Annotated in this window: 12 protein-coding genes; 5 read left to right on the top strand and 7 right to left on the bottom strand. The window is 41.0% G+C overall.

Annotated elements, in window-relative coordinates; genetic code table 11:
- The first annotated feature begins 271 nt into the window (after positions 1–271).
- The 5 genes from L990_RS03935 to L990_RS03915 all read left to right on the top strand — a co-directional run bounded on the left by L990_RS03935 (position 272) and on the right by L990_RS03915 (position 5,088).
- Positions 272–1,144: a hypothetical protein gene (locus L990_RS03935; protein WP_047445749.1), complete on the top strand. Its 873-nt coding sequence runs from the start codon at positions 272–274 to the stop codon at positions 1,142–1,144.
- A gap of 282 nt (positions 1,145–1,426) precedes the next feature.
- Entirely contained in the window at positions 1,427–2,980 is a 1,554-nt protein-coding gene (locus L990_RS19080) for a fibrobacter succinogenes major paralogous domain-containing protein (protein WP_052180705.1), read from the top strand.
- 142 nt (positions 2,981–3,122) lie between these two features.
- A complete protein-coding gene (locus tag L990_RS03925; RefSeq protein ID WP_047445747.1) occupies positions 3,123–3,524 on the top strand; it encodes a lipocalin family protein in 402 nt (133 codons plus the stop codon).
- Positions 3,525–3,667: 143 nt separating this feature from the next.
- Positions 3,668–4,549 (top strand): hypothetical protein, encoded by an 882-nt coding sequence (locus L990_RS03920; RefSeq protein WP_047445746.1) that lies wholly within the window; start codon positions 3,668–3,670, stop codon positions 4,547–4,549.
- A gap of 101 nt (positions 4,550–4,650) precedes the next feature.
- The gene (locus L990_RS03915; protein ID WP_047445744.1) at positions 4,651–5,088 is read left to right on the top strand and encodes a hypothetical protein; all 438 of its coding nucleotides are present in this window, start codon (positions 4,651–4,653) and stop codon (positions 5,086–5,088) included.
- A 76-nt stretch (positions 5,089–5,164) separates the two neighbouring features.
- On the opposite strand, the gene L990_RS03910 is transcribed toward L990_RS03915, so the two are convergent.
- The 7 genes from L990_RS03910 to L990_RS03880 form a co-directional block, all read right to left on the bottom strand.
- The gene (locus L990_RS03910) at positions 5,165–6,100 is read right to left on the bottom strand and encodes a ketopantoate reductase family protein (protein ID WP_047445742.1); all 936 of its coding nucleotides are present in this window, start codon (positions 6,098–6,100) and stop codon (positions 5,165–5,167) included.
- 29 nt (positions 6,101–6,129) lie between these two features.
- Positions 6,130–7,002, bottom strand: coding sequence for a CPBP family intramembrane glutamic endopeptidase (locus tag L990_RS19075; RefSeq protein ID WP_052180703.1), 873 nt, complete (start codon positions 7,000–7,002; stop codon positions 6,130–6,132).
- 96 nt (positions 7,003–7,098) lie between these two features.
- The gene (locus L990_RS03900; protein WP_047445740.1) at positions 7,099–8,301 is read right to left on the bottom strand and encodes an L-serine ammonia-lyase; all 1,203 of its coding nucleotides are present in this window, start codon (positions 8,299–8,301) and stop codon (positions 7,099–7,101) included.
- Positions 8,302–8,400: 99 nt separating this feature from the next.
- Entirely contained in the window at positions 8,401–10,485 is a 2,085-nt protein-coding gene (locus tag L990_RS03895) for a hypothetical protein (protein ID WP_052180701.1), read from the bottom strand.
- Between the two features lie 64 nt (positions 10,486–10,549).
- Positions 10,550–11,758 carry a hypothetical protein gene (locus L990_RS03890; RefSeq protein WP_047445738.1) on the bottom strand — a complete coding sequence of 403 codons (1,209 nt, stop codon included), beginning with the start codon at positions 11,756–11,758 and terminating at the stop codon, positions 10,550–10,552.
- Between the two features lie 233 nt (positions 11,759–11,991).
- Complete coding sequence (locus L990_RS03885; protein ID WP_047445737.1) at positions 11,992–12,807, bottom strand: hypothetical protein; 816 nt, start codon at positions 12,805–12,807, stop codon at positions 11,992–11,994.
- Positions 12,808–12,828: 21 nt separating this feature from the next.
- Entirely contained in the window at positions 12,829–13,182 is a 354-nt protein-coding gene (locus tag L990_RS03880) for an MmcQ/YjbR family DNA-binding protein (RefSeq protein WP_047445735.1), read from the bottom strand.
- Between the last annotated feature and the right edge of the window lie 19 nt (positions 13,183–13,201).

Raw genomic sequence — 13,201 nt, 5'->3', positions numbered from 1 at the left:
CGACACTCTTGAGTGGCAAAATCTCACTCTGGAGTGGGTAAACAACACTCCGAAGTAGGTCGAAGGCACTCTTGAGTGGCGCCAGACTACTCCAGCGTGTGTCCAAGAAGCTAATTAGCGGATGGGAGGCTTTCAGGAGTAGGTTGGAGACACTTATTCTTTGAAGTAGGATACAGTGGAGCCCAGAAACCACGCTAAAAAACGGGGCGGTTGCCGAAAAGCCTGATGAGTAGGGAGAAAGGAGAAGTAATTCTTTGTTAAAATAAAATTTATGACAACCGACAGTATTATTGAGGTTATATTATTTGCATCTCCATTATTATTCGCTGGAATCATAGCATTAATCAACAACAGTTGGATTAATCGAGTTATATCTCGATTTTCTGAGTGGATTGATCAAAAATATCAGCAAAGCCAATCTTTGAATATCAGTGGATGGCTCTCTTTTATTTTAGCTGGATATTTTTGGTTGATATGGAAACCAATTATTTGGACAAAAACTATTAGTCATACAGGTTTAATGAGCGGTGTTCGAATTACAGCAATGTTATATTCGATAGCTATAATTCTTTTCATATCATATTTTGCTGTAATTGTAGCCATTGCAATTCTGATTCTCTACATCGCATATAAACTTGTAATTGCTATGCTCGAAAAAGCAACTGAAAAGGAAGAAGGAATAGCAACAAGTTTTTGGGACGAAATATGGAATGACGGTAAGAAAAAACACTATAACCCTAATGGAGAAGTAATTTATGAAACAAAAGAGACAGAGGGTCTGTTGGGTGATAAACAAACAGAATATTACGGATTAGATGGGCAGAGATATGCCACTACCAGCAAAGATAAAACATGGGATGGAACAGAGTATGATCATTTACAATACGAAGATGGTCGTGAAGAGAGGCACTTTAAACAGTATGGAGAAAGCGAATACCGTGACGAGGATGGTAAAAAGATCGGTTCTGACAAGGAGTGTAAAACATTCTTTGGAGATGAATATATAGAGCATCTTGATAAAGATCGATTCGTTGAGGGAACTTCACGGATTAAGACCGAACCAGGTATATTTCAAGATAAAAAGTATATAGAATACCATGATAGTAAAGGTAATATAATAAGAGAGAAGCCTATAAATGAATAAATGTCTAATCATTTGTGTTGATTAGTCGCACAAACAATAAAACGAAGCAAGGATTTAGAATTTCAACAAAATAATGTGAAGCTCCGCTTAGCGTGTCGTCTTCGTTACGCTTACGTACCCAAGGCTTCTGACCTGATATAAAACGATCAAGTTAGCAAAAGAGAATGGCTAGCAATGTGTGTTGGTAGCTTTGAAACAAGATAGTGTGGAGCCCAGAAACCACGCAAAAAAACGGGGCGGTTGCCGAAAAGCCAGATGAGTAGCGGGAAATTTTAAGCGTGAATGAAAAATCTTAAATTAATAGCAATTGCTTCTTGCTTTTTAGCACTCAATGCTTGCAAAAAAGAAGAAACAGCGCAAAAACCAACCATAACGACTGAAAGTGTAAAATTCGTCACCTCAAACTCAGTAACTGTCGGTGGTAATGTGATCAGCGACGGAGGTTCTGTTGTTACTGAGTGTGGAGTTTATATTGGTACCTTATTAAATCCCGAAACAACAGGAGAAAAATTTGCAAAAAAAACTGACATCGGTCCATTTAGTATTGCTCTAATTGGTTTAGAGCCTAATACTACATACTATGTAAAGGCGTTCGCAACTAATAAAGTAGGCACTAACTTTGGTAATCTGCAATCATTTAGAACTCAAATTGGGCTTCCTGTTTTAACTACTGCAAATATTTCAGCAATTACTATAACAACAGCTCTTTGCGGAGGCAGTATTAGCTCCGATGGAGGATTTTCAATAATTGCCCGTGGCACAATTTGGAGCACATCGCAAAACCCAACACTTGAAAATAATCAAGGCAAAACAACCGATGGCACTGGCATAGGAAACTTTACAAGTAGTTTAACAGATCTTATTCCAAATACCACTTATTACGTTAGGGCCTATGCTACAAACAATACTGGAACAACTTATGGTAATCAACAAACATTTAAAACCTCAATTGTTGAAATGAATATTACAACCACAATTGCGACTAGCATCACTTCTTCATCTGCAATTAGTGGAGGTAATATTTCATCAGAAAAGGGAGTTCCTGAAATTATAGGAAGAGGAGTAGTTTGGAGTAGGTCACAAAACCCTACTTTAGAAAATAGTGAAGGCAAAACCTCTGAAACCACTGTACTTTGGGACTTTGTAAGTAACCTGACAACTCTTAAGTCAAATACTAACTACTATGTTCGAGCCTACGTCACTAATAAATATAGCACTCAATACGGTAATCAGATAAGTTTTACAACTCTAAACACAGTAACGGATATTGTTGGCAATATTTACAATACTGCGGTTATTGGCACTCAAACATGGATGGTTGAAAACCTAAAAACAACCAAGTATCGAAATGGTGACGACATACCCAATGTAATAGGCGATACCGAATGGCGTAGCCAGACCAAAGGAGCATACTGTTGGTACGAAAATAATATTGCAAATAAAAATAATGGTGCGTTATACAACTTCTATACTGTTATAGATAGCCGTAATCTTTGTCCTGTAAACTGGCATGTAGCAACAAAAGATGACTGGACTAGACTTTTAGCTTATTCAGGAGGTGATGCCGGTGGGAAATCTTTGAGAGCAACAACAGGTTGGTATACTCACTCATCTCTTGTCCAAAATGACAATAGTAGCGGTTTTACTGCTCTACCTGCAGGTTGGCGTAATTGGGGTGGACCTTTCAACTATGATAGTTCTAGTACTGTCTGGTGGACTTCTTCGTCGTATTCTTCTTCAGATGCCTATGAGATTTTTTTAGGTTTTAGTGATAATTTATTTCCATTGACAGATCCCAAAACGATGGGATTACCAGTCCGTTGTATTAAGAATTAATAATTCTTGTATGTATGACGTATACTGCTCCCTGTTTGGACGAGGTCCTACCTCGTCCTGACTATCACCGTAGGTTTAGCCTGCAAGAATCAAAAAGGCTTAGGCACCGCCTAAGTCGAGTAAAGGAAACATAAAAAACAACATGAACCGATTATTATTAAAGTTGACATTCTTATTTTTTGTTGCATTAACCCTGTTTTTAACCGGATGCAAAAAAGAAGAAAAAGAGGCTATAAATCTAGTAGGATGTTGGACTGCTATTGATAAAAATGAGGACGTTGATTACTACATGCTTACTTTTAACAGTAATAGCACGTTTACCTTGCGAATTGATTATGGGAACCAAAATAGTAATGATTATAAAATCTATTCTGGTAGCTATAAGTACTCAACAGATATGATGTATTTCTGGCTAGAAGCCGTTTGGGTAGATGGTAGTAATAAAGCACAAACTGCTTTTAGGATTTACTCCTTTTCAAATAACGAAATGATTACTTCTGCCTTTTATGCATATGGTCCCAAATTCACTTGGATCAGAAATTAGAAAACCAAAATTCAAGTAATTAGGAAATGGTTACCACTTCTTTTTACGTCGATTCAAACAACCTTTTCTGGACAATAGAAAAGTAGATTGTAAAGAATTAGTATAGGCTCGATGCTTCAAATTGCAATTAAAAGATAAAGAGAATGAGAAGAGTAGTATTAACAGTTGTGCTTACAGCTCTTATGCTTGTATCAAATCATCTACTGGCTCAGCAGACCGTAGAGGTACTAACGAACAAGAACATTGTAGAGCTTTGCAAGTTGGGAATAGGTAATGCAGCAATACTTGCTAAAATTCGTTCAACACCCGGTAATTACGATGTGACGGTAGAAGGCATGAAGCTGCTTAAGAAGAATGGAATTTCTGATGCTGTCATTGCTGCAATGATTGAGGCACAAAGTGGCTCCAAAACGGTGAGTAATCCTAAGCAGACTACCACTAATTCTGGATCTTCCACAGGTTTAACTGCCACTCAGACTTCTAGAAGCATTGACCAAAATAGGGATGGAGGCTTTAGCGAAACTCCACATGCAATACGACCATTTCTTGTGGGTAATTTTGCAAATGGGAATGCAGGGCGTATTGAACTTGGCTATGGAACCCTTGAACTAAAGGGTAATAATGTTGGTAGCCGTGTGGGAAACTACTTTAGTAGTGGATTTTCAGGTAGTGTATTTGAATATCTAATGCCTGGTGTAGAAAGTGATGTTAAGGTGCCTAATACGATTAAATCAGTTCTACTTGAAGGTTACGATCCCAAATCCATGAACCAGTATGGACAACCAGAATTATGTAAGGTTGAAGTTTGGAAAGAAAAGCGAATAGTAGGACTTAGAACCAACCCATATGGTGCTGGTTTTACTCTTGCTGGAAAGTTCAAAAAGCCTGTGGAAAATAGGGTTAAGCTCGAAAAAATGCAGGATGGTAGCTGGGGCTTTACAGTAACCGAAAACCTTGAAAAGGGTCACTACATCATCCTCTTTCCGAAAATGCCTAAAGAGTATTGGGATTTTGATGTGATCTAAAAAAATTTTTTTTTAAGCACAGCCTATCAAGTTACGCTCAATGCTTCAAACGAATCTAGTTTAATGCAAACGAACAAAGTAGTTAAGGGCAAATCAACCATATGAAAAAATTAATTTTTAGCATTTTACACTTAGTTTTAGTAGCAATACTTTTAACCAGCTGCGGTAAGGATGATTCGAACGAAATTAGCGCCAATTCGCTCATTGGAAAATGGACGGTAATTTCCTACCAAATCGCTAATTTCGAGAATTCGGGGGAGACCGTTGATGACACCAAGAATGCGACCGTACGCCCAACAGTTGAATTTAAGAGCGATGGTACCCTTAGCAGCAATCTATTTGGCTCTGTAGCTACAATGACCTACACCGTAAATCGTAACGAAATTGTGCTGAATAAGGCTTTGGCATTCGAGACTCATAATTCTTTCACCGTCTACCTTTCGGGAAATATGCTAACGCTTAAAAGGGAGGATCGATTTACCGTAAAGGGATTATCATATACAGAAAATACCACTATTTGCTTAAAGAGAGTCCCATAAGCAAGTTAAATTGAGAAGACACAATAAGAGCCATTAAGTTTAATCTTAAACTTAATGGCTCTCCGATATAATTTTTTTATTCAACCTCGATAAAGCCCCTTGCTTTTAGCTCCATGGGTATTATACAGTCGTAAATAAACTTATTGACAGGAGCGGCTACGCCAAGCATCTCTCCCATCCTTACCACCGTTCCATTTTGGTAGTCAATCTCCGATGGTTTTCCCTCCATAACGTCGCGGGTAAGCGAAGAGGTGGTATTGTAGTCGAAGGTATCTACCATTGCCATGGTTTTATCTACAATCTCGGGGTTAAGATGAACGCCTTTTGCTATGGCCACCTGATATATTTCAACAAATAGGTCGTACAGCATTTGGCGGGTTTGAGGAATCTCTCGGACCACGCCGTATGGCGAGCGCATCACAGCCAGAAGTCCGCTGCTACAAATGAATAGGAACTTCTTCCAAGCCTCGGCCTCAATATCTTTAGGAATTATAACCTTAACACCAGCCTTCTCCAACGCTTCCTTAATCTTCAGAATTCGTGGCGTAAGGAGATTGCTATCCTCTCCAAAAATAATCGTAGGTTCTATTCCAAAATGGTTGATAACGCCATCGTCCTCCTTTTTGCTAAATATGCGGCAAAGGCCACGAACTGCATGATCGGTTCCTAAAGCCTTGCGCAGCTCGTCGGTTGCCATTACCCCATTTTGAAGAGGAATAACCACCGTATCCGCTCCAACTAAAGGCTTTAGCTCCGCTGCTACTGCAGCTACCTGCCACGCCTTTAGGCACACAAAAACAACATCAACAACACCAACCTCAGATATTGAGTCGGTTGCCTTTGCGGGACTAACCACAAAGTCGCCATTAATGCTTTTTACGGTTAACCCTTTGTCTTGGATCGCCTTTAGGTGCGCCCCTCGGGCTATAAAAGTAACATCATATCCAGCAGCGGCGAGCTTTCCTCCAAAGTATCCGCCAACGCCTCCTGTTCCTACAATGGCAAATTTCATCTTTGTGTTTTTTATGCAATATAACGATTTCAGCCTTTTACTTGAGCTCTTTTGTAGCAGACGGCTAGTAGCACAATAAAAAGTAAGGTCAATATGGAGCAAGCCGCAGAGCCTTCGAAACCAAAGAGGCCTCCACTTAGGTAGACGTTACTGCCAGCCTCCATCCTAAATATGGATATTGTTTGACTGCCGCTCACCTCGTAACCCAAAATGGGACCCTGAATAAAATTCCAGAAAAAATGAAGAAAGATAGGATACCACAGGTTACGGGTATAGATGTAGGTTACTCCAAGTAGATATCCGGCTAGAATTAGGTTGATAATGGGAAGCCAATCAATCTGATTGTTTCCCAAATGCATAAGGCCAAACAAAACAGACGAGAGGGTTAGCGCCCAAAAGCGCCCCATTTTACGTAGAAGGTTGGATAGAATATATCCCCTAAACAGCAGCTCCTCGTTAAAGGCAACAAGCGCGAACGTTAAAACATTAATAAAGAAGATGCCCGCCCCCATTCCAGCATAGGAGATTTGTACAGCATCGAGATAAATCAAAACGAAAGTACCCCCACCAATAATAAATAAAACGGTTATTAGGGCATAAAGTAAGTGCCTCCAAATATGCTTTACATCAAAACCTAGCGAAAAGAAGCTTTCACGATCAAGATTCCTCCTAAAAATGTAAACACCAATCGTAACACAAATAGTGAGAAATAGAGATGTTAGCAGCAGGTCTAAGCTAACGGCTAGCTCGTTAGGCAATGCTCCCTTAATACTTTCGAAAAAAAATTCGAAGAAAAAGAATGGGATGCCTAAAATCATCGTGACAGGAAATATAAGAATGATACGAGCCCATACGGGTATCGTCCGCGTGTTAGCTGCAACAATATCTTCGCTACTATTCATATTGGTATATTTTATATTGAATAAGTGAATATAGTAATAATCTAAAAGCAGCAAAAAAAAGCGGATTGGTAACCAATCCGCTTTGATATATTTTGCTTAAATAAATTCTTCCCAGCTTTTTGCCAAACCTCCAATTCCCGTTTCTCGATAGGCAACCTGGATGTCATTTCCAGTCTCTGCCATTGTTTTCACCACCTGATCGAAAGGAATCTTATGGCCACCATCGGAGAACAGCGCGTAAGATGCGCACTCGTATGCCTTTCCTGCTGCAATAGCATTACGCTCTATACAAGGAATTTGTACATATCCCAACACCGGATCGCAGGTTAGACCAAGGTTATGCTCGAAGCCCATTTCGGCGGCATACTCAATCTGATTAATTGTACCTCCCATTATTTGAGCCATGGCGGCAGAAGCCATCGCACAGGCGGTTCCTATTTCTCCCTGACAACCAACCTCGGCTCCAGAAATGGAGGCATTGTGCTTTACAATATTGCCAACAAGCGCTGCGGTTGCTAAACCACGAAGTATTTTTTGTTCAGATAGATTTTCGTCCCTATTTAGGTAGAATAAAACGCCTGGAAGGACACCTGCAGCTCCACAGGTTGGTCCTGTAACTACCTTTGCCCCGGCTGCATTCTCCTCCGAAACCGCAAGGGCAAAAGAGAATAGTAGCCCCATGCTTTTAATTGTTCCCGAAGAGTTGGAAGCCTTCATAAACTGTCCAGAAGCCTTACGCTGAAGTTTTATAGGTCCTGGAAGAATACCTTCGTTGTCGATACCTCGACGAACGCTATCCTTCATAACCTCCCAAATACCTTTTAGGTACTCCCATATTTCAGGACCTTCGTGATCCTCAACATACTCCCAAAAGGTTTTTCCTTCGGCTTTGCAGTACTCCATAATCTCGGCTAGGTACTGATGCGGATAGACATTATTCTCAAATAATCGTCCGTTGGCATCCAACAAATCGCCACCACCAACGCTGAAGACCTCCCACGTGTCCATTTCGTTTCCATCAGCATCGTAAGCGGTAATTTCCATACCATTGGAGTGTGTTTCAAGAAAAACATCGGGTTTCCAAACAAACTGAACCTCCTTTGGCATCAGCTCCTTCAGAATAGCCTTATCCGTATGGTGCCCAATGCCTGTAGCCGCAAGACTTCCATACAAAGTTACCTTAAACCTTTTTGCATCTGGATTTTTGCTGCTAAATATCGTTGCTGCTCTTCCTGGTGCAATGGTATGGCTGCTCGACGGACCATACCCAATCTTGTAAATCTCCTTTATGGACTGCATGTACTATATTATATAGTGCCGTTAATACTGCAAATGTACGCATTCTTGGAGGCTTGGCTAGCTACAGCCAATCTAAATACATAAATAACCCTAAAAAGGCTACTCCGTTTTCACCTCTTGCTTAGTAGGTTCTACTGGCTTTACCTCCACCTTCGGATGTTCTGTAGTTGGGTGATTTTCAACTTCTGCAGGCTTTTTATCTTCTATCGCTGCAGGAGTTTTAATCTCCTCTACCGGTTTATCAACTTTGGCGGGCTGCACAGGAACTGGCTTCACAAAATCGGGACGTTTTTCTGCAATGTAGGAAAGGTTCTCCTCGATGCTACCAATCAAACCAACAAGCTTGCTATTAAGCTCATCAATAATATTTAGCGGCTTATCGGCAACGTTGATTTTCGTAAAATCGTTTAAGTTCCCCATATCACGCTTTATTTCGAGCAACTTGCCTCTCAAAAACTCTACACTTGCAGGTAGCGTATCCCTATACTGATACTTAATATTTTTCTCTATTAGCTCTGTCTTGTCGAAGTAACTGAATAGCTTATTTTCAACGACTAGCGCTATGCTATCGCGCCTGCGTAGGGCAATAGCCTTATAGTAGGAGTTTAGCCCATCGTAAAAATCTTTTATCGCCGCCAACGACTGCTCGCGACAGGTAACGCAAGCGGTGTTGTTGGCCTTTTCCTTTAACTTTTCGGGTGCCGATACGTTTTGAGGAAGCGGCTTAACGGTTCCCAACTTTGCTATTTCGGGGGCAAAACTCTTCTCAAAGATAAATTTCTCGAGCAGGCCAATTTGATTTATGATAATTTGTCCCTCTATGGCTTGCTCCAAATTTGCCCGTTTAAAAATATCAGAAAAGCGTAGATTTCTCAGATTGTTCTCGCAAACGTAAGGATCAACCAGCTTGATCTCCTTTTCTAAAGCAACCATGGTTTTAACCAGATTCTTCGTTTGCTTCAAATTCTGATCATCCTCCAAATATAAGCTGGCAAACCCAAGAATGGAGGTATACTCCGACTTGAACACCGTTAGGAACGTACTATTATTACGGTATTTAAACTCAATCTCATCGTACAGCTTTAGCAGCTGTCGGTATCCTTGAAGAACTTTAAACAAACCGTTGGTTACCGCATCTGGATTACCCATGCGGTAGTTTAGGCTGTAAATCTCCATCATCCCCTTTAATCCAGAGAAAACGGTAAGAAAATTAATAAAGTCTTTCTCCTGACGGTAAGTCTCGCCGTTAATCAACCCTGCCTTAAAGTCGTTCTCAATGCGAAGCTTACGCTTATCGATATTGGACTGGTTTACCTCATCGCCACGAATCTGCTCCATCTTATAAAGCGACTTGTAGTTCGCCACCACAATTAACGGGTACTGCCTGTACCTAAGCAAGGAGTCTAAAACGTCGCGGTTAATTTCCGACGTTCTAACCGTATCCATATAAGATTTAAGGTTACTCGTATTGAGCGTTAAAGGCCTACTTTTATCGGTAGTTAGCGAATATATTTTTATGGAATGCAGGCGAGTATCAAAGTTTTTCTGCTCAAAAAGGCGAATGGTAGAGCTAAAGCGATACTCCTTGCGTTTAGAGTTAGCCTCCAAAAAGTTTCCAAACTCCTTTAGCAACGAAAACACCGCTGTTGTTGGTGTTGGAATCTTAGACATGGTTTGTAGCTGTGTTGCCACCAGCGAAATGAGCTGATCTCGCTCGTTGGTGGTAATCGCTCGCACCTTAATTTCTGCATCTATTTTATCGGATGCCGTATATAGCGGAAGATTATCTATTATACGAATCTTGTCTATCTTATCGCTTACAAAAGTTTGATACTTGTTATCCTTATCCCTATTTACCTGAAAGTTGTATATCGGGTAGGCAATATCCTTGTCCCCAAAAAACTTGACATCCTTTAGTTGAGCAGTGATAAATAGGTACTCCAGCTCCTCCTGCGACCAATTTTTTTTCAACCAGCCCCTTTTAGGCTCAAAGTTCATCTCATTAATTAGCTTGCTAAACTTCTCCCCATTAAAAAGGTAAATGTCGGTAGAGAGATATTGCCACTCGCTGCTAAAGGAGAACTTAACGGTATCCGAAAAGCAAAGCGTCGTGTTGACATCATGCTGGGCTAAAGCACGGGCCACAGCTAGGACAAGCAGGAAAGTAAAGGCAATCTTTCTCATACGATTATCAAATTTTACGACAAACAGGTGCCGCTATTATACAGTAGGTTCGGTTAGCTCTAGGTTACTCGTTCTCTGGCGATGGCTTGCGCGCTTTCCCAAACTTTGGGCAACGTTCAAAAGGCTTGTTCGGGTCGAACCAGATACGGTAGGTCACATGTCGCTTCCGTACACTACAGCCAATTTGCGTCATTAGGCGCATCATTACAGGATTAAAATCGCCAACCCAGTTAAATTCCAAATCGTTATACTGAAATCCTTTTTGGGTTGCAACCTCTGCAAACTTACGAATCATTCCGGCATCAACGCCTTTCCCTTGAAACTCTGGAACCACTCCAAAAATTATGCCTACTGCTCTTTTAGCAACCTTCTTTACCTTTAGGTAGTAGAGAAATTTGAGCTTACCCCATAAGTCGAAACGTCCGTTTAGGCGACGGGCAACCTGATTTAGGTCGGGAATCATTATGAAAAAGCCAATAGGCTCCCCTTCGTGGTAGGCAAAGTAGAGCAGCTTTTCATCAATAATGGGTTTCATCGACTTTATGAGCAGCTTGGTGTTTGCCAAAGACATATCCCCTGCACCAACAAACTTGCTCCACGTCTTATTAAAAACTATGTTGAAATCAACCGCCAGCTTTTCGTAGTTACCCTTATCTATATACTTAAACACGTACGAAGGGTTGGCCTCCATACGGGCGCCTCGCTCGTTGAGCGCATCGGCCATCCCCTCCTTGCTTACCGAACGGGTGTAGGTATACTGATTAAAATAGTTCTGAAAGCCATAGGAAGTAAAGAGATCATTATAGTAAGCTGGGTTGTAGTTCATGCAGTAGGTTGGCTCTAGAAATCCTTCTACCAGGCTTCCCCACCAACGATCCCTATCCCCAAAGTTAACAGGACCGTCCATTCCTTCCATCCCTCTAGAGATAAGCCACGCTTTTGCGGTATCGAGAAGTAGGTTGGCGGCCTCTTGGTCGTTAATGCACTCAAAAAAGCCCATCCCACCAACTAAAGGCTCTCCCGTTTTAAAGGTAACAGGATCTACAAATGCAGCAACTCGCCCTACATAGCTCCCCTTTTCGTCCTTTAGCAGCCAACGGGCTATCTCTCCCTTACGAAAACGCTTATTTCTTTTAGGATCAAAAACCTCTTCAATATCGCTGTCAAGGGGACGAACCCAAACTTTATCATCTTTATAGATTAAAAGAGGCATTTCGAGAAACTTTTGCTCCAAGCTCCTGTCTACAACTTCTACAATCGAGTATTTGCTCATGCTTACTAATGTGAAGTTGTAAAAATAAAAATTATTGCGCTCAGATCAACTACAATATTGCACGAATGGAGTAGGAAGGGTAGAAGGACAAAAAGTCGGCTAGCGTAATATCTTATTCAAGTGGCATGTAGACAAGCGCGCCAAAAGAGTCGTTTAAATTCATTGCTAGCCGACCTTTATTTTACAAAAATAACAGTCTTGCCTTAAGAATCACCCTTACGAAGCGCTTTTTTTTAGCTATTCATTACACTATCCACCAAATCGCCAAGCTGCTTGGAAAATACCCGCCCGTAGATTTCGTAGAAGTAGGTTTTTAAGTAGGATTTAATCAGATCATTACTAATATTTTTGGACTGCAGGTAACCTTTTACAAGCCGCAGCTCGGCAGCCACTTCAGCAGCATCAACCAAGTTAACCTGAATGCTGGCTACTTCTGAATACTTCTTTGTAACGCTATTAACAATGTAAAAATCTACCTTTTCGATTTTCACCGTTTGTTGCAGCTTTTTGTTCCAAAACTTGCTTTTATCTACTATCAAGCTCCCCTTTTCCATCGGAATACGCCTCGAAAGGGTTGCTCCCTGATCTTTAAAGGTAAATACAAGCATTTCGTTGCTAGCAAGCTTCACCTTGCTGGTATTTATAGGAATGGTTGTAATATCGGCAATCAGCGCCAACCGATCGTTTCCAAACAGGTAGGACAAGTCGGATATCGGATAGTCAGGAATAAACATCTCGGTATTGGCCTTGAGGGGCTTCCGAGCAAGGGTTGCCACCACATTTGCAGCATCAGAATATCCTGGCTGCGTGTAAATCGGCATTAGCGTAAACACGACGCTTCTATCGTCTATTGCATTTGCAGAAGCCAGCGAATCGTTAAAAGTAAGCTGCTCCTTTGCCTTTATTACCATCCCTGGAGCCAATCTTGCCCCAGAAGAAGTACTAATGCTTCCTTTTACGGCCGTAATGTAGAACGTACCCTGAGAAAGTGCATCGTTCGAAAAAAACAACAGCGCAAATCCAACCAGTAATTTCACAATAGATTCCATACCCAACCCCTTTTTAAGTGATTAACTTATTCCCAAATCAGCCCTAGCCTTCTTAGTTAGCGATTTTGCAACCTCCATATACGATTCATCGATCCAAGAATATATGGCAGAATCGGGAATATCGCCATTTATGAGCACCGTTACCCAATATGTTTTATTCATGTGATAACCAGGAATTACCGAAGCATACCGCTCCTTTAACTCTACAACCTTATCTGGGGTATTCTTTATGTTGATGCTAAAATCGCCATCCAGCCCAGTAAGAAGAAACATTTTACCACCAACCTTAAAAACCAAGGTTACCTCATCAAAAGGGAAGCACTCCTCCACCCCTTTCTTTGATAAGCAATAGTCTCTTAACTCTTCTATATTCATACCCTCTATACAAGTTATA

It is taken from the genome of Alistipes sp. ZOR0009 (assembly GCF_000798815.1).
GTDB lineage: Bacteria > Bacteroidota > Bacteroidia > Bacteroidales > ZOR0009 > Acetobacteroides.
The sequence above is the reverse complement of the archived record's forward strand: the minus strand, read 5'-3'. Positions and strand labels throughout refer to the sequence as shown.

Excerpts from the sequence above, each read along its gene's own strand:
- L990_RS03925 (WP_047445747.1), top strand. The coding sequence starts at position 3,123 with ATGAACCGATTATTATTAAAGTTGACATTCTTATTTTTTGTTGCATTA.
- L990_RS03885 (WP_047445737.1), bottom strand. The coding sequence starts at position 12,807 with ATGGAATCTATTGTGAAATTACTGGTTGGATTTGCGCTGTTGTTTTTT.
- L990_RS03910 (WP_047445742.1), bottom strand. The coding sequence starts at position 6,100 with ATGAAATTTGCCATTGTAGGAACAGGAGGCGTTGGCGGATACTTTGGA.
- L990_RS03890 (WP_047445738.1), bottom strand. The coding sequence starts at position 11,758 with ATGAGCAAATACTCGATTGTAGAAGTTGTAGACAGGAGCTTGGAGCAA.
- L990_RS03880 (WP_047445735.1), bottom strand. The coding sequence starts at position 13,182 with ATGAATATAGAAGAGTTAAGAGACTATTGCTTATCAAAGAAAGGGGTG.
- L990_RS03900 (WP_047445740.1), bottom strand. The coding sequence starts at position 8,301 with ATGCAGTCCATAAAGGAGATTTACAAGATTGGGTATGGTCCGTCGAGC.
- L990_RS03915 (WP_047445744.1), top strand. The coding sequence starts at position 4,651 with ATGAAAAAATTAATTTTTAGCATTTTACACTTAGTTTTAGTAGCAATA.
- L990_RS03935 (WP_047445749.1), top strand. The coding sequence starts at position 272 with ATGACAACCGACAGTATTATTGAGGTTATATTATTTGCATCTCCATTA.
- L990_RS19080 (WP_052180705.1), top strand. The coding sequence starts at position 1,427 with ATGAAAAATCTTAAATTAATAGCAATTGCTTCTTGCTTTTTAGCACTC.
- L990_RS03895 (WP_052180701.1), bottom strand. The coding sequence starts at position 10,485 with ATGAGAAAGATTGCCTTTACTTTCCTGCTTGTCCTAGCTGTGGCCCGT.
- L990_RS03920 (WP_047445746.1), top strand. The coding sequence starts at position 3,668 with ATGAGAAGAGTAGTATTAACAGTTGTGCTTACAGCTCTTATGCTTGTA.
- L990_RS19075 (WP_052180703.1), bottom strand. The coding sequence starts at position 7,002 with ATGAATAGTAGCGAAGATATTGTTGCAGCTAACACGCGGACGATACCC.